Origin of the sequence: Pseudomonas sp. S30_BP2TU TE3576 (genome assembly GCF_050436025.1) — a bacterium.
In the GTDB taxonomy this organism is placed as follows: Bacteria; Pseudomonadota; Gammaproteobacteria; order Pseudomonadales; family Pseudomonadaceae; genus Aquipseudomonas.
Window position 1 is genome coordinate 4,939,673 of sequence record NZ_JBNDLK010000001.1, and the last position, 22,110, is coordinate 4,961,782.

22 protein-coding genes are annotated in these 22,110 nt (G+C 51.9%); 17 read left to right on the forward strand and 5 right to left on the reverse strand.

Annotated features, from left to right (window positions below):
* Nucleotides 1-196: 196 nt before the first annotated feature.
* The 17 genes from ABIA48_RS22550 to fabF all read left to right on the forward strand — a co-directional run bounded on the left by ABIA48_RS22550 (nucleotide 197) and on the right by fabF (nucleotide 18,030).
* Nucleotides 197-769 (forward strand): acyltransferase, encoded by a 573-nt coding sequence (locus tag ABIA48_RS22550; RefSeq protein ID WP_429491434.1) that lies wholly within the window; start codon nucleotides 197-199, stop codon nucleotides 767-769.
* The gene (gene rffA / locus ABIA48_RS22555) at nucleotides 756-1,898 is read left to right on the forward strand and encodes a dTDP-4-amino-4,6-dideoxygalactose transaminase (RefSeq protein WP_429492915.1); all 1,143 of its coding nucleotides are present in this window, start codon (nucleotides 756-758) and stop codon (nucleotides 1,896-1,898) included. The genes ABIA48_RS22550 and rffA overlap by 14 nt, the downstream gene beginning before the upstream one ends.
* A complete protein-coding gene (locus ABIA48_RS22560) occupies nucleotides 1,888-3,171 on the forward strand; it encodes an O-antigen translocase (RefSeq protein ID WP_429491436.1) in 1,284 nt (427 codons plus the stop codon). The genes rffA and ABIA48_RS22560 overlap by 11 nt, the downstream gene beginning before the upstream one ends.
* Nucleotides 3,171-4,289: an EpsG family protein gene (locus ABIA48_RS22565; RefSeq protein WP_429491438.1), complete on the forward strand. Its 1,119-nt coding sequence runs from the start codon at nucleotides 3,171-3,173 to the stop codon at nucleotides 4,287-4,289. The genes ABIA48_RS22560 and ABIA48_RS22565 overlap by 1 nt, the downstream gene beginning before the upstream one ends.
* 51 nt (nucleotides 4,290-4,340) lie before the next feature.
* Complete coding sequence (locus ABIA48_RS22570) at nucleotides 4,341-5,516, forward strand: glycosyltransferase family 4 protein (protein ID WP_429491440.1); 1,176 nt, start codon at nucleotides 4,341-4,343, stop codon at nucleotides 5,514-5,516.
* A gap of 626 nt (nucleotides 5,517-6,142) precedes the next feature.
* Nucleotides 6,143-6,451 carry a hypothetical protein gene (locus ABIA48_RS22575; RefSeq protein WP_429491442.1) on the forward strand — a complete coding sequence of 103 codons (309 nt, stop codon included), beginning with the start codon at nucleotides 6,143-6,145 and terminating at the stop codon, nucleotides 6,449-6,451.
* A 68-nt stretch (nucleotides 6,452-6,519) separates the two neighbouring features.
* Entirely contained in the window at nucleotides 6,520-6,765 is a 246-nt protein-coding gene (locus ABIA48_RS22580; protein ID WP_429491444.1) for a hypothetical protein, read from the forward strand.
* The gene (locus ABIA48_RS22585; protein ID WP_429491446.1) at nucleotides 6,766-8,010 is read left to right on the forward strand and encodes a glycosyltransferase family 4 protein; all 1,245 of its coding nucleotides are present in this window, start codon (nucleotides 6,766-6,768) and stop codon (nucleotides 8,008-8,010) included.
* Nucleotides 8,007-8,864 carry a dTDP-4-dehydrorhamnose reductase family protein gene (locus tag ABIA48_RS22590; RefSeq protein ID WP_429491448.1) on the forward strand — a complete coding sequence of 286 codons (858 nt, stop codon included), beginning with the start codon at nucleotides 8,007-8,009 and terminating at the stop codon, nucleotides 8,862-8,864. The genes ABIA48_RS22585 and ABIA48_RS22590 overlap by 4 nt, the downstream gene beginning before the upstream one ends.
* Before the next feature lie 33 nt (nucleotides 8,865-8,897).
* Complete coding sequence (locus tag ABIA48_RS22595; RefSeq protein ID WP_310054834.1) at nucleotides 8,898-9,908, forward strand: polysaccharide biosynthesis protein; 1,011 nt, start codon at nucleotides 8,898-8,900, stop codon at nucleotides 9,906-9,908.
* Nucleotides 9,901-11,028: a non-hydrolyzing UDP-N-acetylglucosamine 2-epimerase gene (gene wecB, locus ABIA48_RS22600; protein ID WP_429491451.1), complete on the forward strand. Its 1,128-nt coding sequence runs from the start codon at nucleotides 9,901-9,903 to the stop codon at nucleotides 11,026-11,028. The genes ABIA48_RS22595 and wecB overlap by 8 nt, the downstream gene beginning before the upstream one ends.
* A 20-nt stretch (nucleotides 11,029-11,048) precedes the next feature.
* On the forward strand, nucleotides 11,049-12,011 hold the full coding sequence (locus tag ABIA48_RS22605; RefSeq protein WP_429491453.1) for a UDP-glucose 4-epimerase family protein: 963 nt from the start codon (nucleotides 11,049-11,051) through the stop codon (nucleotides 12,009-12,011).
* A 64-nt stretch (nucleotides 12,012-12,075) separates the two neighbouring features.
* The gene (locus ABIA48_RS22610; RefSeq protein ID WP_429491455.1) at nucleotides 12,076-13,101 is read left to right on the forward strand and encodes an MraY family glycosyltransferase; all 1,026 of its coding nucleotides are present in this window, start codon (nucleotides 12,076-12,078) and stop codon (nucleotides 13,099-13,101) included.
* Between the two features lie 103 nt (nucleotides 13,102-13,204).
* Nucleotides 13,205-15,199 (forward strand): polysaccharide biosynthesis protein, encoded by a 1,995-nt coding sequence (locus tag ABIA48_RS22615; protein ID WP_429492917.1) that lies wholly within the window; start codon nucleotides 13,205-13,207, stop codon nucleotides 15,197-15,199.
* A gap of 112 nt (nucleotides 15,200-15,311) precedes the next feature.
* Nucleotides 15,312-15,647, forward strand: a complete 336-nt coding sequence (locus ABIA48_RS22620; RefSeq protein ID WP_310054844.1) for a ComEA family DNA-binding protein — start codon at nucleotides 15,312-15,314, stop codon at nucleotides 15,645-15,647.
* A gap of 282 nt (nucleotides 15,648-15,929) precedes the next feature.
* Nucleotides 15,930-16,724, forward strand: a complete 795-nt coding sequence (locus ABIA48_RS22625) for an SDR family NAD(P)-dependent oxidoreductase (RefSeq protein WP_429491457.1) — start codon at nucleotides 15,930-15,932, stop codon at nucleotides 16,722-16,724.
* A gap of 31 nt (nucleotides 16,725-16,755) precedes the next feature.
* The gene (fabF, locus tag ABIA48_RS22630; RefSeq protein WP_429491460.1) at nucleotides 16,756-18,030 is read left to right on the forward strand and encodes a beta-ketoacyl-ACP synthase II; all 1,275 of its coding nucleotides are present in this window, start codon (nucleotides 16,756-16,758) and stop codon (nucleotides 18,028-18,030) included.
* Here fabF and ABIA48_RS22635 read toward each other — a convergent pair.
* From ABIA48_RS22635 to rfbB, 5 genes are all read right to left on the reverse strand, one after another.
* Nucleotides 18,027-18,584, reverse strand: a complete 558-nt coding sequence (locus tag ABIA48_RS22635) for a TetR/AcrR family transcriptional regulator (protein WP_429491462.1) — start codon at nucleotides 18,582-18,584, stop codon at nucleotides 18,027-18,029. The two genes, fabF and ABIA48_RS22635, sit on opposite strands and share 4 nt — an antisense overlap.
* Before the next feature lie 166 nt (nucleotides 18,585-18,750).
* The gene (locus tag ABIA48_RS22640) at nucleotides 18,751-18,918 is read right to left on the reverse strand and encodes a DUF2897 family protein (protein ID WP_310054849.1); all 168 of its coding nucleotides are present in this window, start codon (nucleotides 18,916-18,918) and stop codon (nucleotides 18,751-18,753) included.
* A 270-nt stretch (nucleotides 18,919-19,188) separates the two neighbouring features.
* The gene (gene rfbD / locus ABIA48_RS22645; RefSeq protein ID WP_429491464.1) at nucleotides 19,189-20,058 is read right to left on the reverse strand and encodes a dTDP-4-dehydrorhamnose reductase; all 870 of its coding nucleotides are present in this window, start codon (nucleotides 20,056-20,058) and stop codon (nucleotides 19,189-19,191) included.
* 49 nt (nucleotides 20,059-20,107) lie between these two features.
* Nucleotides 20,108-20,980 carry a glucose-1-phosphate thymidylyltransferase RfbA gene (gene rfbA, locus ABIA48_RS22650; RefSeq protein WP_204934206.1) on the reverse strand — a complete coding sequence of 291 codons (873 nt, stop codon included), beginning with the start codon at nucleotides 20,978-20,980 and terminating at the stop codon, nucleotides 20,108-20,110.
* Complete coding sequence (gene rfbB, locus ABIA48_RS22655; protein ID WP_429491466.1) at nucleotides 20,977-22,059, reverse strand: dTDP-glucose 4,6-dehydratase; 1,083 nt, start codon at nucleotides 22,057-22,059, stop codon at nucleotides 20,977-20,979. The genes rfbA and rfbB overlap by 4 nt, the downstream gene beginning before the upstream one ends.
* Between the last annotated feature and the right edge of the window lie 51 nt (nucleotides 22,060-22,110).

Sequence of the window (22,110 nt, forward strand, 5' to 3'; positions counted from 1 at the left end):
TTGTGCAAGCTCAGGTTATTGGATGTACAACCAGCCAGTAGTTTTCGACTGATAGCTACCGGTTGCCAGTACAATGATTCCTCCCGGTTATGAGCAGGAAGCGCAGGGCTTAGGTAAGATACCTCAAAGCAAGCTTGTAACCGGTAATGGCAGAAATAATAATATTTAGCGCTACACATTCAATTGGTACATCGAGATGGCCTATTTAACAGATGAAGAACTCCAAAGATTGGGTTTCAAGAGTCTTGGCAAGCAGGTAAAAATCAGTGACAAGGCGTGTATTTACAACGCGGACAAAATTGAGATAGGTGATTTTTCCAGGATTGACGATTTTTGTGTAATCTCGGGAAGCGTAAAGATTGGTCGATACAATCACATCACGCCAATGTGTCTTGTCGCCGGAGGTATTCCTGGTATCGTCATGGATGATTTTTGTACGTTAGCATATGGCGTAAAAGTCTTCTCGCAATCGGACGATTATAGTGGCGAGACGTTGACCAACTCTCTCGTTCCGAAAAAATTCAAAAACGAGACGTTTTCCGCCGTTCGACTCGGCAAGCATGTCATTGTCGGGGCGGGAGCAGTTATTTTTCCGGGTGTTGAGGTTTCAGAAGGTTGTTCTATAGGCTCAATGGCATTGGTCACCAAGTCGACTGAGGCATGGGGTATATATGCCGGGGTGCCCGCGAAGCTAATAAAACAGCGTAAAAAAGATCTGCTGAAACTCGAAGTCGAATTTTTAAGTGAGCAAAAAAATGATCCCATTTAACAAACCGCCATATACCGGTAATGAAGATCAATACGTTCTCCGTGCGATGCGTAGTGGTAAAATGTCCGGTGATGGTGAATTCACCGCCTTGTGCCATAAGTGGTTTGAGAAGTCATTGGGTTGCGTCAAGGCGCTACTGACGCCTTCTTGCACTCAGGCATTGGAAATGGCTGCAATACTTATAGATATTCAGCCGGGTGATGAAGTCATCATGCCGAGTTACACCTTCGTTAGTACGGCAAATGCCTTTGTGCTTCGGGGGGCAAAAATCGTGTTTGTCGACATTCGTCCAGACACAATGAACATTGATGAAACCCTGATTGAGAGCGCTATTACATCTCGGACCAAGGCAATCGTACCTGTACATTATGCTGGCGTCGCTTGCGAGATGGATACAATTATGGACATCGCCGAGCGAAATGGGTTGTTTGTAATTGAGGACGCCGCTCAGGGAATGATGTCCACCTACAAAGGGCGTCAACTGGGATCTATTGGCCACATGGCTGCTTTTAGTTTTCACGAAACAAAAAACTTTACAAGCGGTGGTGAAGGCGGCTTGTTGATAATCAATGATGCTCGCTTTGTTGCTCGTGCAGAAATAATCAGGGAAAAAGGGACGAACCGGAGTCAATTTTTTCGAGGGATGATCGATAAATATACATGGGTGGATGTAGGGAGTAGTTATCTTCCCGGTGAACTACAAGCAGCTTATCTGTATGGCCAGTTAGAAAAGTCTGAGTATATCAATACTGCGCGCCTTGCCTTATGGGGAATGTACGATAAGCATTTTAAAGCTTTTGAAAAAAAGGGAGTTGTCGATCTTCCAGTGGTGCCGGATGGCTGTGTCGCGAATGCCCATATGTACTATATTAAGGTTAAGGATATTGATGCGCGCACGGCGGTGCTGGGTAAACTAAAAGACCTTGGTATTGGTGCCGTGTTTCATTACATTCCATTGCATTCGGCTCCAGCTGGAAAAAAACTCGGTGTATTTTCGGGTGAGGATAAGTTTACAACCCGAGAAAGTGAACGCCTGATTCGCTTGCCTCTCTGGTTGGGTATGAATGCCGAGGAGGCAAATGAGGTCAAGAGCCAGGTAACTGCAGCGATTATGTCCTGTGGCGCGTAACGAATCCAGCGATACGCTTCAGTATCGGAGAGCTGTTTCCAGCGCCATATTGACGACTTTCGCCCAGGCTTCAAAAATAGTGGTCGGCTTTCTGATACTAAAGTTAATCGCCTTATATTTGGGGCCAGACGGACTAGGAAAGCTTGGCCATTTTATGAGTCTGACTTCGATACTCGCTCTGCTGGCTGGCGGAGGTATCGCTCATGGCGTCATAAAATATTCTGCTGAGTATAGGAGTGACAAGTTTAATCTCTATAGGCTTTTGAGCACAGCTTCAGCTTTTGCATTTGTATTTTCTGTTCTTCTAGCTTTGTTGTTTTTGCTTTTTTCTCACCCAATATCAGTATTCATACTTGGGGATGGCAACCTTGCATGGGTGATATCGTTGCTATCACTGTTTCAGTTGATGCTAGCCTTTAATATGCTGTTCTCCTCTGTTGCAAATGGCCTTGCCGATGTTAAGTCGTTTGCGGTTACTCAGATAATTGGAAATTTAATCTCATTACCTATTGCTTGGTTGCTGATATCAAAGTTTGGGTTGTCGGGCGCAGCAATTGCGATTGTATCGATCTTGGCAATGGCAGCAGTTCCAAGTCTTTATTTGTATCTGAGGTCTTCGCTGCGTTTCAGGTTTAGGCGTAGGAAAATAGATTCGCTCCTACTTAAAAAGTTAAGTTGGTTTAGTTTGATGTTGTGCGTGAGTGCCATAGCATTTCCCGTGGTCGAAATCTATATTCGACAAAACCTAATTAGTAATGCCGGCTACACCCAGGCGGGGATTTGGCAAGGTCTAATTAAGCTTTCTAGTGCGTATTTGGGTTTTTTTAGTGTTTTTTTGGCATCCTATTTCATGCCGATGATATCGCGGTGTGATAATAAGAAAGAGATCGAACGACTAACCCATAAATTTATAATTTTTGTCATGATCGTTTTCGCAGTCGGAGGCGGGACGCTTTATTTTGGTCGAGGGTTTTTTGTTCCCTTGCTACTTTCTAAGGAGTTCGAGGAGCTAAACAGTTTTCTGTTGTACCAGTTGATTGGTGATTTTTTTAAAGCTTCTAACTATGTCATTGGTTTCGTTGCGGTTGCGAGGGCGGCAACTCGTATTTATATTATCTCGGAAGTCTTTCAGGCTGGTCTATTTGTATTTCTAAGCTTCTTGATGGGGCGGTTCATTATTGGCGCCGAAGGTGTCACGATTGCGTACATGATGTCGTATATCATATGTTTTTTTGTTAGTGTTGTTGTATTAAAGTATTGGGTGCGTAGCTGATGTCAATTGAGTTTGTTTGGCCTATTTACGCAGTATTTATATTTTTGACCGTTTCCGGTGGTACGGAAATGTTGATTAGGCAGGGGTGGGTCAAGCAACTTGCAGTTTTTTCATCCGCTATAGTTCTTATATTTTTAGCTTCGTTGCGGAGTTTGGGTGTAGGTAGCGATGACGTTGCGTATGCGGAAATGTTCAAGACTGTGCCGTTTTTTTTTGGATGTGATGAGTTTTTATGCGGTTACAGTTACTCCCAGCTCAATATAGAACTCGGGTTTTTTACCTTGCTTTCAGTATTGCGCGGTTTTGGTAGCGAGCCATACGTGCTTTTCAGTGTCGTTGCATTAATCTCTGTGGCGCTGAATGTCAGAGCGATAAAGTTCTTTACTCCTCATGTCGGTGGTGCGGTTCTTGTATATTTCTGCCATTTCTATCTAAATAAAGAGCTAAATGCTATCCGCCTTGGTTTGGCCTCCGCGATTCTATTTTGGGCAGTGACGCTTATTCCTATACGGAGGATCGGTACGTTCCTATTTCTGGTGATCTGTGCCGCATTTGTACATGTTTCATCATTGTTGATTCTACTGCCGTTCGCTGTTTATCAGCTTCGACCAAGTCGTACTGTGTATGCAGCGGTCGCACTTTTTTTTCTGGCTTTTACGGCATTTTTTGATATACAAACATTTTTTTCATATTTAATTAATTTTGGGTTCATAGGTGAGAAAATAAATTTGTATCTCAATGCGGAGATTTATAATTACCCGTTAGCCTTGTTTAGTGCTGTGAATTTAAAGAATTTAGTTTTTGTGGGGCTGGCTTTAATTTTTTGGCAAAGAATTTCAGAAAGATATGAAAATTTTGAGTTGGTGTTTTGCTTCTTTTTTTGCGCAACCTTTATGCGGATAACGTTGGGCGACTTTGCAATTGTTGCGGGAAGGAGTTATGCGGCTATTTCGATGTTTGAGTACATCTTATTGCCTTTTGTCGTTTTTTCGTTGTTCGGTAAATGGTTGGGCTACGCTTTAATAGTGTTGTATGCAGGGCTGACTTTGTACTTGAACTTGACCGATAATGCTGGTTGGTCAGGTGAAGCAGTTCAGTTTTTTAATTTCAATAATTAGTAAGTAGAGAGTAAATTGAAAAATATACTTTTTGTGATGGGTGGGCTATCCATGGGTGGCGTAGAAACCTACGTGGTCCGATTGGCCACCGAATTACAGAAGCAGGGCCACACCGTTACTGTGATTTTGCTTTCCAGTAAGCATGATAATTTACTCTTTCAAAAGCTATCGTCTGTCGCAACAGTTCATGTTGTTGAGTATTTTCCATTTTTTGGAGCGTCCAGTTGGCTAAACGCTTTAGTGCCTGCGAGTGCGCGTTCTCATACTCATTTTGATGTGGTACATGTAGTTGATTTATTGACTCTGGCATATATGTACTTCCAGCGGAAAAAATATTCTTTCGGTGCGCTATCTATCGGCATCTACCACTCTCGAGAAATTGTATGGTGGCGCGATCGAAATATCTATTTTAGAAAAAAGATGCTTGAATTGTACGATCAGAATGTAAAGCTCACTCTATTTCCCAATGAGAGTACTGCGGAGATTGCAGCTACGTACAAGGCTTTAGATAATAGTGAGGTGGCGTTGTTGCCTTTGGGGGTATCACTTGAAAATTATAGGAAGTGTTATCCTGGCAAGCTGTCATTAAAGCTGTTGTCTGTTGGTCGTCTTGTAGATTTTAAAGTTTACAATAGACACGTGATATCTATACTGTCTAGCTTACGACTTGTCGATGATTTTCAGTATTTCATATATGGTGACGGGCCCGAAAGAAAAGCGCTTGAAGATTACTCTGTTCAGTGTGGTGTAGCGCAGTTTGTCCACTTTATGGGTGAAGTTAAGTATACGGATCTTCCTGAGATTTTTAATGATGCATTTTGCGTTATAGGTTCCGGTACCACTCTTATTGAGGCCTCTGCAGCGGGTGTGCCATCAATTGTTGGTATAGAATCAATATCGACTCCTCATACTTGTGGCTTTTTTTCGGAAATTGACGGCTACTCATACAATGAGGCTTCGGCCACAACGCGTCGAGTTCCTATTGCCGAATGCATAGAAATGCTATATCGAATGGACGCTTCCCAATACAACGCTCTATCTGATGCGCACAGGGCTAAAGCTGCTCAGTTCAATATCGAAGATACGACTTCAAAATTTATCGATTTGACGACCTGTTACCCAAATTTTGAAATTCGATTCAGTAGATGCCGAGCTATACTTTCTTTTGTATGCTCTGTTATCAAACTCGGGCCAAAGGCTCTTAAGTCAAGATTTGATGTTGTGTAAAGATTTAAGTGAGAAAGCCCTTTGTATTTCAATAGGTAGTTCAATAGAAAATTTTTCATTTTTGAAATGTGGCGGAATCTTAAAGTTCTTTCGGGAGCTACAAAGTTTGTGAGCTTTTGCTTCTGGTTGACAAAATTTGATCGCTATCTCTTTCTCCTCGACATGCCGCGTAGTGCAATATCGCACGACATCTGTCGGGTTTTTTTGAATACCTATCCCTCTCCAGAAAAGAAAGCAACTCTATCTATTGATCTTGATAGGTAGGTGCTTGCTTGCCTGGCGGTGGGTGGCGGAGGGACGGCGGATGGTTGCTACGAATCAAGCTCCATTGGTGCCGATGGGGATGCGACCTCCATCCTGTAGCGCCGGGCTCTTGGATAAACCTCTATGGCTATCCGTACTACTGCTGGGCCTGACATTATCGGGTTGTCAGGAGAGCTTAATCGTACGTAGAACTGCCGGCATCAGGCTGAACGCGGTTGATGCAACCGTTTGAAAATGGTTATGGTTCCTATAGTCACATTCGGTATAATTTCTGATTTTAGCGGTTGTAGTTCCGATTTCTGAATCTGTAAAATAATGAAATGATTTACGATCGGCCCGGCAAATGGTGGCAAGTGAATTCAATGCTTAAACTCAAAGATGTAGATTTGGCCGTTGTAGGTCTCGGTTATGTGGGCCTGCCGCTGGCTGTAGAGTTTGGCAAGAGAATGCGTGTGGTTGGGTTTGATATCAGCAAAGCAAGGGTTGGTGCGCTGAATTCCGGTCATGATGCTACGCGCGAGGTATCTGACGGCGAATTAAAATCTGCATCGGGGCTGAGTTTTTGCTTGGAGCCGCGCGAATTAGCTGGTTGCAACGAATTTATTGTTACTGCGCCGACTCCGATTGATGAGCTATATAGCAGAATTAGTACTGCAGGGGCTCATATTTGAATATTTTTGCATCGTCCTGCGAGAACTACACAAATATTCTTCTGGGAGCACTGGCGTCCGGAAGGCCGATGATTTACTCCGATGTAATGACCATTCCGGAATTCGGAAAAAATGCAGCACTTTGTTTTTCTCCGTTTTATTCAATGAATATAAGTGATGTGCTGACTGAGGCACTATCAACTCCTGAGCAATTGAGTAAGTTGCCCAGTGCGACTGTTTTGCAGGGTGAAAAGTTTGATTGGGAAAGTACCTCGAAAAAGACTTGGCCCGAGTTGCCGGTGTTGGCCAAACGCTCAAAAGAAGGTGCTTGCTAGATGAAAATTCTGGTGGTTACGCAATATTTTTGGCCCGAGTCTTTCATTATTAATGATTTGGTCAAGAACTTGGCTGGTCAAGGGCACGTCATAAAGGTTCTTACTGGCAAGCCGAACTACCCTGATGGCGTTGTCTTTGGCGGTTACAGTGCTTCTGGATATCAGGAAGAGAAATTCGAGTCTTCCGTTAGTGTTTGCCGTGCGCCACTCAGGCCACGTGGTTCTTCCGGGGCGAAAAATCTCGTGTTGAACTATTTGTCATTTATCTTAAATGGCCTGAAGTTTTACCCGGGTGCAGTAAAGGGTGAGCGTTTTGACGCGATTTTTGTGTTTGCGCCGTCTCCTATAACCTCGGTAATTCCTGCGATTTACTTGAAGTGGAAGCTCAAAAGTCATCTGGCCGTTTGGGTTCAGGATCTCTGGCCGGAGAGTTTGAGTGCAACCGGATTCATAAAAAACAAGGCGGTTTTGGGGGTTGTGGGATGGCTAGTCAAAGGCATTTATGCTTTCGTCGATACGCTTCTCGTTCAGTCGCGGGCGTTCCGCGAGCCGGTTGCCCGTTATGCCAACCCTGGCAAGGTAGTGTATTACCCTAACTCCTACCAAGACGTACCGCCGAGTGTCGAAGAGACGCGAATTCCTGCGCCATTGCTTGCAGAACTAGACAATCATTTCTGTCTGGTTTTTGCCGGAAACCTGGGGACCGCACAGTCGGTCGAAACTCTTGTTGAGGTAGCCGACAAGCTGCGCCATTTGTCGGAGGTCAGGATTGTCCTGGTCGGTAGCGGCAGTATGTCGAGCTGGATCGAAACCCAGAAGCAGTCCCGCGCGTTGGACAACCTTGTCCTCGCCGGACGCTTTGCTGTCAGTGAAATGCCACATTTTTTCAGCCGTGCCGCGGGATTGTTGGTGACGTTGAAGCAGGATGAGGCGTTCTCCTATACCATCCCTAGTAAAGTCCAGGCTTACCTGGCAGCGGGAAGGCCGATCATCGCCGCACTGGACGGTGAGGGTGCGCGCGTCATTCAAGAGGCGGGAGCCGGTCTGACCACTGCGGCGCAAGATGCCGAAGGTATGGCCAATTGCATTGAGCAACTTTTCCGCATGACTTCGGATGAGCGGGAATCGTTGGGGCAGGCAGGTCGGGCGTACTACCTCGAGCATTTCGAAATGGAGCGGCAAAGCCAGCGTCTGGTCGAAATCCTCAGTAGCAGGATCAACGAATTTAAAGGTAGCTCAAAATGAAAGTTCTCGTGTTAGGGGTCACCGGAATGCTGGGTAGCACAGTGTTCAGGCAATTCCATGGAAACCCGCACTATGAGGTGTGGGGCACTTTGCGCAATCCGGGTGGCGCAAAATACTTCTCTGAGGACATGCACAGTTCGTTGATCAGTAATGTCGACGTGCTTGACCAAGACTCGCTGGTTTCGGTGCTGGCACGGGTCAAGCCGGATGTCGTCATCAACTGCATCGGGCTGATCAAACAATTGGCTGATGCCAAGGACCCCCTTTCCGCACTCCCTATCAATGCCATGTTGCCGCATCGCATTGCCAAGTTGTGCGCGTTGTCCGGTTCTCGCCTGATTCATATCAGCACCGATTGCGTGTTTTCTGGCCGCAAAGGCATGTACACCGAGGAGGATATCTCCGATGCAGAGGATCTCTACGGTAAGTCCAAGTACATCGGTGAGCTTCACGCGGAACTGAATGCCGTTACGCTGCGGACCTCGATCATTGGTCACGAACTAGGGAGCCAGTATTCGCTGGTGGACTGGTTCCTGTCCCAGAACGGGCCGGTCAAGGGTTATGAGAAGGCTATTTTTTCGGGGCTTCCTACCGTAGAACTGGCACGCGTCATTCGCGATTACGTGATCCCGAATCCAGAGCTCCACGGCCTTTATCATGTTTCGGTGGCGCCGATCGACAAGTTGTCTCTTCTGAAGCTGGTCGCGGAAATATACGAAAAGGAAATCGATATCATCGCGGATAGTCAAGTTTCTATAGATCGCTCGCTGGACTCCTCGAAATTTCAGGCTGCAACCGGTTACGTTCCACCTTCATGGTTGGAATTGGTTAAATCGATGCGCGCGTTGCGTTGATCATTAAATTCAATCAGGTTTGGGAAGGTCGTTATGTTCGATAATAAAGTTTTGATGATCACGGGCGGTACGGGCTCGTTTGGCCATACGGTGTTGAAACGTTTTCTGGATACCGACGTAAAAGAAATTCGCGTATTCAGCCGAGACGAGAAAAAACAGGAAGATATGCGCATTGCTTTGTCGAATGACAAAGTGAAGTTCTATATCGGTGACGTACGTGATCGCGACAGCCTCGATCAGGCTATGGTGGGGGTGGATTACATTTTCCACGCCGCTGCCCTGAAGCAGGTGCCTTCCTGCGAGTTTTACCCGATGGAAGCCGTGCGTACCAACGTCATGGGTACCGAAAACGTGTTGAATGCGGCCATTGCTTCGGGTGTACAACGCGTTGTTGTTCTCAGTACCGACAAGGCTGTTTACCCGATCAATGCCATGGGTATTTCCAAAGCCATGGCTGAAAAGCTGATGGTTGCCAAGTCGCGGATGATTCCGGCGACAGGTCCAGTGATCTGCGCAACCCGCTACGGTAACGTCATGGCATCGCGCGGTTCGGTGATCCCGTTGTTCATCAAACAGCTGCAGAGTGGCGAGCCGCTGACCGTCACCGACCCGAACATGACACGCTTCCTGATGTCGCTCGAGGATTCTGTCGACCTGGTTCTGCACGCGTTCGAGCATGCCGAGCAAGGTGATATTTTTGTCCAGAAAGCACCTGCTTCGACAGTGGCGGACCTGGCGCAAGCGCTCAAGGAGCTGTTTGCTCGCGACAATGCGGTCAAGGTCATCGGTACCCGCCATGGCGAAAAACTTTACGAGTCGCTGATCTCCCGTGAAGAAATGGCCAAGGCCGAGGACATGGGGCGCTACTACCGCATTCCTTCGGACAATCGCGACCTCAACTACAAAAAGTTCTTTGTCGAGGGCGAACAAGAGATATCCGATCTCGACGACTACACCTCCCATAATACTGAACGTCTCGATGTAGAAGGCGTGAAGAAAGTTCTTTTGAATCTGGAATACATTCAGGAGCAACTTGATGCTTAAGGTCATGACGCTGGTTGGTACACGACCAGAACTTATCAAGATGAGCCGCGTCATTGCCGAGCTTGATAAACAGGTTAATCACGTGCTGGTTCACTCGGGTCAAAACTACGACTTCGAATTGAATCAGGTTTTTTTCGATGATCTTGAAATTCGTAAGCCTGATTATTTCCTGGGTGCCGCCGGTGAAACTGCAGCCAAGACCATCGCCGAAGTGATTTCAAAGGCGGATGAAGTGTTTGAGGCCGAAAAGCCTGATGCGCTGCTGCTCTACGGCGATACCAATACCTGTCTGGCCGTCATTGCCGCCAAGCGCCGCAAGATTCCGGTGTTCCACATGGAAGCCGGTAACCGCTGTTTTGATCAGCGCGTCCCTGAAGAATTGAATCGCAAAGTGCTCGATCACCTCAGCGATATCAATATGGTCCTGACCGAGCATGCCCGGCGTTACCTGATCGCTGAAGGGATTCGTCCTGAAACGATCATTAAGACCGGATCGCACATGGAGGAGGTGCTCGACTATTACATGCCGAAAATCCTTACTTCCGACGTGTTGGCGCGAGAAGGCCTGGAGCAGGACAAGTTCTTCATCATCAGCGCTCACCGTGAGGAAAACGTCGATACGCCGGAGAACCTTCGCGACTTGCTCAAAACGCTGCGAGCCCTGGCCGACAAGTACCAGTACCCCATCATCGTTTCCACGCATCCTCGTACCCGCAAGCGTCTGGAAGCGATAGGCGAATCGCTGGACCACCCGCTGATTCGTTTCTCGAAGCCATTCGGTCTGCTCGACTACATCAAGTTGCAGATGTCGGCGTTTTGCGTGCTGTCCGATAGCGGCACCATCACTGAGGAAGCTTCTCTTCTGAATCTGCCTGCCATTACCATTCGTAATGCGCACGAGCGTCCAGAGGGAATGGATGAAGGCACGCTCATCATGAGTGGTCTGAAAGTGGAGGGCGTTCTGGATGCCGTTCGTGTGGTGACTAGCCAGCACGATCGCACTCGGCGCGTTATCCCGGTCGTGAGGGATTACCAGGCAGGTCCTGTGTCGAAGCAGGTCGTTCGGGTCGTGTTGAGTTACACCGACTACATCAATCGTACTGTCTGGTCGAAATCCTGAGCGTCGTCGAGGTCTGAAAAATGCGTGTTTTATTGACAGGTGCTACGGGTTTCGTTGGTCGCGCGGTATTGGGGCGTTTGGCGGCCTCTGACGATCTGGAACCGGTGGCAGCCATTCGTGGGCACGCCTTGCCTGACTGTCCGTCGCGCGTTACTACCGTTCGAACCGCCGGGCTCAGTGCCGATACCGATTGGTCACAGGCGCTGGATCAAGTGGAGGTTGTCATTCATGGCGCGGCTCGCGTTCACGTCATGAATGACACCGAGTCCGATCCGCTGGAGGCGTTTCGCAAGGTGAATGTCGAAGGCACGCTGAGCCTCGCCCGGCAGGCTGCTTCATTGGGCGTTCGTCGCTTTGTGTTCATCAGTTCGATCAAGGTGAATGGCGAAGGTACGCCGCTCAATCAGCCTTACTTCGCCGACGCGACACCTGCACCTGGCGATCCGTACGGCATTTCGAAAATGGAGGCCGAGCAAGGGTTGCGCGAAATTGCGAGCGTCTCCGGGATGGAAGTGGTGATCATCCGTCCGGTGCTCGTTTACGGCCCGGGTGTGAGAGCCAACTTTCTGAACATGATGCGTTGGCTGGACAAGGGAATACCCTTGCCATTCGGGGCTATCCATAATCGGCGCAGTCTGGTCGCGCTGGAAAATCTTTCTGATTTGATCGTGACCTGCATCCGTCATCCGGCCGCCGCCAATCAGACCTTCCTCGTCAGCGATGGAGAGGATTTGTCCACGACGCAATTGTTGACGCGGATGGCAAAGGCATTGGGTAAACCTGCGCGCTTGTTGCCTGTGCCAAGCGTGTTGCTTGAACGGGGTGCGCAGCTTTTGGGCAAGCAAGCCTTGTCGCAACGACTGTGCGGTTCGTTGCAAGTCGATATAAGCAAGACTCGGGAATTGCTCGGCTGGGTTCCACCGGTCAGCGTCGATGAGGCGCTTGCGTCGGCTGCCAACTACTACAAGGAAAGGCAGCGCTAAGCTGGCTTATGACAGTGCCGGTTCAATTGCAGAATTGGTTTTGGCTGTTTCAGGAAGTTGACCTTTGAACACAATTTGGTTGTTGGCGTTGGTGGTGGGTGTTTCATTCTTGGGCACAGGTGCATTGCGCAAATACGCATTGGCACGCAGCTTGATAGATGTTCCTAATGCGCGCAGCTCACATTCGGTCCCGACCCCTCGGGGTGGTGGCGTGGCTATCGTCCTGAGTTTCCTGATTGCGCTGCCTGTCCTGGCCTGGACAGATGCCGTCGCCTGGCCGGTGGCGCTGGCTCTGTTGGGGGCTGGCGGCTGGATCGCGATCATTGGTTTTCTCGACGACCATGGGCATATTGCTGCGCGTTGGCGCCTGCTTGCGCATTTCGGTGGTGCCATCTGGGCATTGTTCTGGATTGGGGGAATGGCGCCGATCAGCCTGTTCGGTCTCGAGTTCAATCTCGGCTGGTTCGGTTATGTCATCGGGGCGTTCTATCTGGTCTGGATGCTCAATCTCTACAACTTTATGGATGGTATTGATGGTTTGGCCAGCATCGAGGCGATTTGCGCCTGTCTCGGTGCTTGCCTGGTGTACTGGATCGCAGGCCACACCAGCCTCGCCATTGCCCCGCTTGTACTGGCGATGGCCGTCTTGGGTTTCCTTGTCTGGAATTTCCCGCCGGCGAAGATCTTCATGGGCGATGCCGGCAGTGGTTTTCTGGGCATCGTGTTGGCGGTGATGTCGCTTTATGCAGCATGGACGAACCCACTGTTTCTCTGGGCGTGGCTCATTTTGTTGGGCGTCTTTATTGTTGATGCGACCTTTACCCTCATTCGTCGGCTATTGCGTGGGGATAAGGTTTATGAGGCCCATCGCAGCCATGGATACCAGTATGCTTCCCGAAAATATGGCAGCCATCGGGCGGTCACGCTGGCAATAACCGCGATCAATTTGTTGTGGTTAGTGCCAGTGGCTATATTGGTCGTCATGCAGTATCTCGACGGCGTGGCAGGGTTGGTCCTGGCCTACGTACCTCTGGTGTTGCTGGCTTTCAAGTATCACGCAGGCGAGCTGGAAGTCGCTGGCAAGGCGTGATGGACGCATTGGTTTTTGAGTATTGCTTTATCGGCAAGTGAGTTACCGAAAGCTGTAGTTGCTGTATCAATGCTCGGAGCTTCGAGAGGTGTTTAGAGGGGTTATGGATAAGATTCGGGCAAAGTTGTTAAGTCTGCCAAGACGACATAAACGTATTCTGCAGGTTCTGACTGATATCTTGTTGGTCTTGATTGCCCTGTGGATGGCGTTTGTCGTGCGTCTTGGTCTGGACGAGTTGGTCAACCCGTTCACTCAGCACGTCTGGCTTTTTGTCAGTGCACCTGTCGTCGCCATTCCTCTTTTCATCCGCTTTGGCATGTACCGTGCCGTCATGCGTTACTTTGGAAATGACGCGCTCATTGCCATTATCAAGGCGGTGACACTATCGTCCTTGATTCTTGGCGTTGTGGTGTACTGGTACAGCAATCATCAAAACGTCGTTCCTCGTTCGATCATTTTCAACTATTGGTGGTTGAGCCTGATCATGATCGGCGGGCTGCGCCTGGCCATGCGTCAGTATTTTATGGGCGACTGGTTCAGTGCTGCTCAGCACGTCCCGTTTACCAGCCGGGATGACGGTCTGCCGAAAGTGGCCATCTACGGCGCGGGGGCGGCAGGTAATCAACTCGTTACTGCGCTACGGATGGGGCGGGTCATGCGGCCTGTGGCTTTCATCGATGACGATAGCGGAATCGCCGACAGAGTGATCTCCGGATTGCAGGTGTACAAGCCCAAACATATCCAGCAGATGATCGACAACACTGGCGCTCAGGAAATTCTCCTCGCTATTCCTTCGTCCAACCGTGGACGCCGCCGCGAGATTCTCGGGTTTCTCGAAGGCTTTCCGTTGCACGTTCGAAGCGTCCCGGGTTTCATGGACCTGGCCAGCGGCCGGGTCAAGGTCGACGATATTCAGGAAGTAGACATTGCCGACCTGCTCGGGCGTGACGCTGTCCCGGCCCAGGCTGATTTGCTCGAACATTGCATCACCGGGCAATCCGTGTTGGTCACGGGCGCCGGGGGCTCCATTGGCTCCGAGCTTTGCCGGCAAATTCTGGCACTGCGCCCGACAACGCTTCTACTGTTTGAACACAGTGAGTTCAATCTCTACAGCATTCTGTCTGAACTGGAGCAACGGGTCGCACGAGAGTCACTGTCCATTCGTCTGTTGCCGATTCTTGGGTCGGTTCGTAGCCCGCACAAGTTGCTCGATGTCATGAAAACCTGGCGAGTGGACACGGTGTATCACGCCGCAGCCTACAAGCATGTCCCCATGGTCGAACACAACATTGCCGAAGGCGTGCTCAATAATGTGATCGGCACGCTTAATACGGCCCAGGCTGCGCTCCAGGCAGGGGTGGCCAACTTTGTCCTCATTTCGACCGACAAGGCCGTGCGGCCTACCAATGTCATGGGCAGTACCAAGCGCCTTGCCGAGTTGACGTTGCAAGCGTTGAGTCGTGAGTTGGCCCCGGTTTTGTTTGGTGATATGAGCAACGTTTCGCGCGTGAACAAAACGCGCTTCACGATGGTGCGGTTTGGTAACGTCCTCGGATCGTCGGGTTCGGTCATTCCGTTGTTTCACAAACAGATCAAGTCGGGCGGTCCGCTGACTGTCACGCATCCGAAGATCACTCGATACTTCATGACCATCCCTGAAGCGGCGCAGCTGGTGATTCAGGCGGGCTCCATGGGGCAGGGCGGTGATGTTTTTGTCCTGGACATGGGCGAACCCGTGAGGATCGTCGAGCTGGCCGAGAAGATGATCCATTTGTCCGGCCTGAGCGTGCGCTCGGAAAAAAACCTGCATGGCGACATCGCTATCGAGTTCACCGGGCTGCGTCCGGGCGAGAAGCTTTACGAAGAGCTGCTGATCGGTGACAACGTGTCGGCAACTCAGCACCCGATGATCATGACTGCCAACGAGGATCACCTGTCCTGGGATTTGCTGAAGATCAAGTTGACCGAGTTGCTTGCCGCGGTGGATCAGGACGACTATGCGCGCGTTCGCCAACTGTTGCGCGATACGGTCAGCGGCTATACCCCAGACGGTGAGATTGTCGACTGGATCTACCAGCAGCGCCGCCTGGAGCCCTGATTTTTTCATATCCTGTAACGTACACATTTTTGACACTCCCACGACATGGCCTAAGTTTGGAGAGCAGCTTCGGAAAAGCTGCTTTCTCAAACGATGGCATGGAGCTTCACTAATGCGTACAAGCAGTTTCTACTCTCTGGTTTTCGCCCTTCTCACCAGCGCCTCTCTTGCGGCAACCGCGGCGCCTGCCAGTGCACCTGAGGTGATGAATGCTCCTCTGGTGCAGGATGTCGCCGCCAAGGCGCAATCCGGCAAAGTCGATCTCAATAGTGCTGATGCACCTACGCTGCAACGCGAGTTGGCTGGAGTGGGCGAGGCAAAAGCCAAAGCGATTGTTGCTTATCGTGAAAGTAATGGTGCGTTTGCGTCAGTTGACGAATTGCTGGAAGTGAAGGGTATCGGCAAAGCGATTCTGGATCGAAACCGCGACAAGATCGAAGTGAATTAAGCGTGTGATTGAACGACAAAGGCCGATCATTGATCGGCCTTTGTCTGTAGCGAGACTTCTGCCCGGCGGGCCAGTCGTTTACATTGCAGACGCCCGGTGCGGTTTCACGTTCATTCAGGGTCTACTCTCATTCTGACCGGGCCATTGCTGAGAACCGGCCGTTCCTCGGGAACTAAAAATTACGGCTATCATATTGTGTTTGGATTATGCCTATAATAAAAAAAGCTTGCGTCGATCTGCTTTGGCGTCAGGCGTCCTTCAGCATCCATCAGGAGCACAGTCATGAATCCAGTTCAGTCCCAAGGTATGGCCCTCGTCACCGGCGCTTCCTCCGGAATCGGGGCGGTTTACGCTGAGCGGTTGGCAGCCCGCGGTTTTGATTTGTTGCTGGTTGCTCGCGACGAGCAGCGACTGGAGGCGGCGGCGAGCAAGCTGCGCTCGGAACATGGGATCAAGGTCGAAGTGCTGAAGGCGGACCTGACCCAAAAAGAAGATGTGCTGCAACTCGAACAGCGGTTACGCAGCGATTCGAGCATCAGCCTGTTGCTCAATAACGCCGGTGTGGCGGCGGAGGGGCTATTGGCCAATGCCGATACCGATCAACTGGAGCGAATGATTCAGTTGAATATCACCGCTGTCACGCGATTGGCCGCGGCGGCTGCGGCCGGTTTTACCAAGGTCGGGCGCGGCACGATCATCAATATTGCATCGGTGGTGGCATTGTTTCCTGAGCGCTTCAACGCGACGTACAGCGCCAGCAAGGCTTATGTATTGAGCTTGACTCAATCGTTGAACGCCGAGCTGGATGGCACCGGGGTGAAGGTCCAGGCGGTATTGCCCGGTGTGACACGTACTGAAATCTGGGAGCGCTCCGGTATCGATGCGTCGCAGATTCCTGCGGAAATGGTGATGGAGGCAGGTGAGATGGTCGATGCTGCGTTGTCGGGTCTGGATCAGGGTGAATTGATCACTATCCCTTCGTTGCCCGATGCGGCGGATTGGGATGCGTTCGTGGCGGCGCGTCATGTGATGGCGCCTAACCTTTCCAAAAGCAAGGCCGCTGCCCGTTATCGGTAAGCGCCATCAATCGTCTTGAGGTGTGTGCGGTATGAATGATCGTCGTGTGGTTGTAACGGGCATGGGCCTGGTGTCGCCGCTGGGGAGCGGTGTCGAAGCGGTCTGGAAGCGGCTGCTGGCCGGGCGTTCCGGACTGCGTAATCTACCTGAAGAGGTGGTTGCCGATCTGCCGGCCAAGGTCGGCGGTGCAGTGCCTGCGCTGGCAGATGATCCGGAGGCGGGGTTCGATCCGGACCGGGCGACTCCACCCAAGGAACAGAAGAAGATGGACCGCTTCATTCTGTTCGCCATGGAAGCCGCGCGTCAGGCACTGGAGCAAGCCGGCTGGCAAGCGCTGGATGCCAATGCCCAGGAGCGCACGGCCACCATCATCGGTTCAGGTGTGGGTGGTTTTGGCTCGATTGCAGACGCGGTGCGCACCACCGATAGTCGTGGCCCGAGACGTTTGTCGCCATTCACCATCCCGTCGTTTCTGGTCAACCTCGCGGCAGGTCATGTGTCGATCCAGCATGGCTTCAAGGGGCCATTGGGCGCGCCGGTCACGGCATGCGCCGCCGGGGTTCAGGCGATAGGTGATGCGGCGCGGCTGATTCGTGCGGGTGAAGCGGATATCGCGGTGTGCGGCGGTGCGGAAGCGGCGATCGATCGGGTCAGCCTTGCCGGGTTTGCAGCTGCTCGCGCCTTGTCCAGCGCTTACAACGAAACGCCTGAGCGCGCTTCGCGACCTTTCGACAATGGTCGCGATGGCTTTGTCATGGGAGAAGGGGCCGGGCTGCTGGTCATCGAGTCTCTGGACCATGCGCTGGCCCGTGGCGCCCGACCTCTGGCGGAGCTGGTCGGCTACGGCACCACTGCCGATGCCTATCACCTGACCGCAGGCCCCGAGGACGGCAGCGGTGCGCGGCGAGCGATGTCGTTGGCATTGGCACAGGCCGGTGTTTCACCGGCTCAGGTTCAGCATCTGAATGCTCATGCAACCTCGACCCCAGTGGGTGATCTGGGTGAGCTGGCGGCGATCAAGGCGCTGTTCGGTGCGCAAAACGGCATCGCCGTGACATCCACCAAATCGGCGACTGGGCATTTGCTCGGTGCAGCGGGAGGACTAGAAGCGATCTTTACGCTGCTGGCGATCCGCGACCAGATCGTGCCGGCGACCCTCAATTTCGAGAATCCGGACCCTGCCACTGAAGGTGTGGACATCGTTCATGGCAATGCGCGGCCGATGGCCATCGAATATGCGTTGTCCAACGGCTTCGGATTTGGCGGGGTCAATGCCAGTGTGCTGTTCAAGCGTTGGCAGGGTTAATCCTGCGAGTGTTTGAGGTGTTCGCGTGCGACGTCGAGAATCCGTTGGGCAAACTCGGCGTCGGCAACGCTGCGGGATAGCAATAAGGCGCCGACCAGCGTAGACATGATGACGATGCTGCGGTCGGCGGTGCGCTCTCCGTCAAGGGTATTCTGGATCTGATCGAGTCGCGCCTGGAGCACGACGTCGCTGGTTGGACTCGGTTGGCCACGCAGCCCCAGTTCCGAAGAAATGGTCAGCAGCGGGCAGCCTTCCTGAGGTGAGGTTTGATGCCATTCGGACAGATAAGCGTCAATGAAGGCTTCGAGTGGATGCTCCTCGGCGAAGATTTGCGCGCACAACTTGTCGACTTGTTCGCCAGCCTCCTGCAAGGCTTTTTCCACCAGTTCGTCTTTGGACTTGAAGTGCGAGTAAAAGCCACCGTGGGTCAAGCCCAGTGCTTTCATCAGGGGTTGCAGCCCGGTCGCGCCGATACCGTCGCGTCGAAATCGCGCTGAAGCTTCTTTGATTATGCGTTGGTGGGTCTGGGCTTTATGGTCCTGCGAGTAACGCATCTGATATCTCCGCATCAATGCGGCCATATTAACCAATGAAAATTGCATGGTGACTGTACTTCTACTTCTAAAAGACATGCAGATGCTTCGATATGGGCACAAAGCAGCATGATTTCAGGCGTTTTCACGCAAAAACAAACCCCGCCGTTAAAGGCGGGGTTTTCAGTCAGCGGTCCTGCGCTTCCTTGGCGTCCATTTCCGCATTGCGTTCGGCGACGCGCTTACGTTGCTCTTCGGTCAGTTCGACCTTGTGGGCGGTGTCACGCAGCAGCATCAGACCACCAACGATCGAGCCGATGGCAACGACCAGAATCAACCAGGCATACCAGGGCATAGGACTCTCCTTGAAAGCAGGCGGGTTGGCGAGGGTTCGCCAACCGATCGTGCATACCACTATGAGTGATGGGGTTTCAACGCAGTTCCATCGCTGTCACCCCCATTCTATGCCTGTTGTTCAAGGTTCACTCGAACGCTTTCGATGTCCGGTCAACATCACATCCGCCGGTGCGTCGACGCGCAATTGCGCGGTGCGCATGAAGTACACGAAACCGGCCGCGATGCAGGCACCGACTGCCTCAATGCAAATGCGGGCAGCGGTTGATGCTCAGCATTGTTCAGCAAGGCACTCGCGCAGCGCCGTTTGCCAGTCAGGTTGACTGACGCCCCAATCGCGCTGCAAGCGACTGCAATCCAGGCGCGAGTTGAGCGGCCGGGCTGCGGGTGTCGGGTAGTCGCTGGACGGAATCGGTAGCAGGTCGGCGCAGGGTTTGCCCTGTTGTCGCAATGCTTCGCCGATCGCCTGGGCGAAGCCGAACCAGGAGGTTTCACCTTGAGCGGTCAGGTGATAAGTCCCCCAGTTGGCAACTTCGTTCGCCTGCCAGCGTTCAATCAGGGCAAGGGTGCTGTTGGCAATTGTACCGGCCCATGTAGGTGCTCCGATTTGATCGGCGACTACACGTAACTCCGGTTTCTCTTGCAGCAAACGCTGCATGGTCAGCAGAAAGTTGCGGCCATGGGTTGAATAGACCCAACTGGTACGCAGGATCAGATATTTACCTTGTACGTCCCTGATGGCCTGTTCACCGGCCAGCTTGCTCTTGCCGTACACCCCGAGCGGATTTGGCGCGTCGTCCTCGGTGTAAGGTCCGGGCTTCATCCCGTCGAATACATAGTCTGTTGAGTAATGTATCAACGGAATATCGAGAGCCAGCGCTTCTTCGGCAAGGATGCCGGGAGCTACCGAGTTAATGGCAAAGGCTTTTTGCGGCTCGCTTTCTGCCAGATCAACCGCTGTATGGGCTGCCGCGTTGATGATCAGATCGGGCCGCACGTTTTGCACCTGACGGCGAATCTGATCGGGTTGCGCGAGATCGAGCTGATCGCGACCCAATACGATCAGTTCGCCGAGCGCACCCAGTCGCCGTTGCAGCTCGTGTGAGACCTGACCATGCCGGCCATTGATGAGTACTTTCATGGAAACAATCCAGTCTCGTCACGGGGCAAATCGGACTCACACAGACTCATTACTCTTCCCCTGCCAATTTGGCCAGGTACTGGCCATAGCCCGTCTTGCCGAAGTATTGGGCGCGTTCCAGCAGTTGTTCACGGTCGATCCAGCCATTTTCATAGGCTATCTCTTCGAGACAGGCAACTTTGAGGCCTTGACGATGTTCGATGGTTTGCACGTATTGAGAGGCTTCGAGCAAGCTATCGTGGGTGCCGGTGTCGAGCCAGGCGAAACCTCGACCAAAGCGTTCGACTTGCAGATCGCCACGTTGCAGATAGGCATTGTTGACGTCGGTGATTTCCAGCTCGCCGCGAGGCGAAGGTTTTACCGCCTTGGCAATCTCGATCACATCGTTGTCGTAGAAATACAGGCCGGTAACGGCATAACTGGATTTCGGCTTTTTCGGTTTTTCTTCGATCGAAAGCGCACGGCCGTCGCGGTCGAAATCGATGACACCGAAGCGCTCGGGGTCTTTGACCCAGTAACCGAACACGGTGGCGCCGGAGGAGCGTTTTGCCGCGTTCTGCAATTGTTCGCCAAAGTGCTGGCCATGGAAGATGTTGTCGCCCAGGATCAGGCACACAGGGTCATCGCCAATGAACTCTTCGCCAATCAGAAAAGCCTGGGCCAGACCGTCCGGTGATGGTTGCTCGGCAAAGCTGAAATTCACCCCGAACTGGCTGCCGTCACCCAGCAGATTGCGATACTGAGGTAGGTCCTGCGGGGTGGAGATCAGCAGAATATCCTTGATGCCGGCCAGCATCAGCACCGAGATCGGATAGTAGATCATGGGCTTGTCGTAGACCGGCAACAGCTGTTTCGACACTCCGAGCGTAATTGGATGCAGGCGTGTGCCAGAGCCACCCGCCAAAACGATGCCTTTCATCATGCGAGCAACTCCTTGGAATTGATGGCACCGAGGCGTTCGCCCTGATAGCTGCCATCTTGAACACGGCGGCACCATTCCATGTTGTCCAGGTACCATTGAACGGTTTTGCGCAAACCGGTTTCGAACGTTTCTTCGGGCACCCAGCCCAGTTCGCGTTCAATCTTGCTGGCGTCGATTGCGTAGCGTAAGTCATGACCAGGACGATCCTGGACGAACGTGATCAGGTCGGCGTAATGCGCAACGCCCTCGGGCTTGTGCGGTGCCAGTTCTTCAAGCAGGGCACAGATGCCCCGCACCACGTCGATGTTCTTTTGTTCGTTGTGCCCGCCGATGTTGTAGGTCTCGCCGACGGTACCAGTGGTCACCACTTTGAGCAGTGCCCGGGCATGATCTTCGACGAACAGCCAATCGCGAACTTGCAGGCCATTGCCATACACCGGTAGAGGCTTGCCGGCCAATGCATTGAGGATGACCAGCGGAATCAGTTTCTCGGGGAAGTGGAACGGCCCGTAATTGTTCGAGCAATTGGTCAGCAACACCGGCAGGCCATAGGTTCGCTGCCAGGCGCGGACCAGGTGGTCGGACGCCGCCTTGCTGGCGGAGTAGGGCGAGCTCGGCGCGTAGGGCGTCGTTTCCGTAAACAGATCATCGACACCGTGCAGGTCACCGTAAACCTCGTCAGTGGAAATGTGATGAAAGCGGAAGGCGCTTTTCTCAGGCTCCGGGAGGGCTTGCCAATAGGAGCGGGTGGCTTCGAGCAGGCTGTAGGTGCCAACGATGTTGGTCTGAATGAATTCCGATGGCCCGTCGATGGAGCGATCGACATGGGACTCCGCTGCCAGGTGCATGATCGCGTGAGGCTGGAAACGTGCCAGTACTGCTCTGACGGTCGCCTGATCAACAATATCGGCCTGAACAAACTCGTAGCGAGGGTTGTTGGCAATGCTGGTCAGCGACTCGAGATTGCCAGCATAAGTCAGTTTGTCCAGGTTGAGCACATCATGCTCAGTGTGTTGAATCAGCTCGCGAACAAGGGCCGAGCCTATGAAACCGGCTCCGCCGGTAATAAGGATACGCATGTTGGGCCAGCCTTTTTCAGTAATGCAAATAGCGGTAGCTTGCAGGCGTGA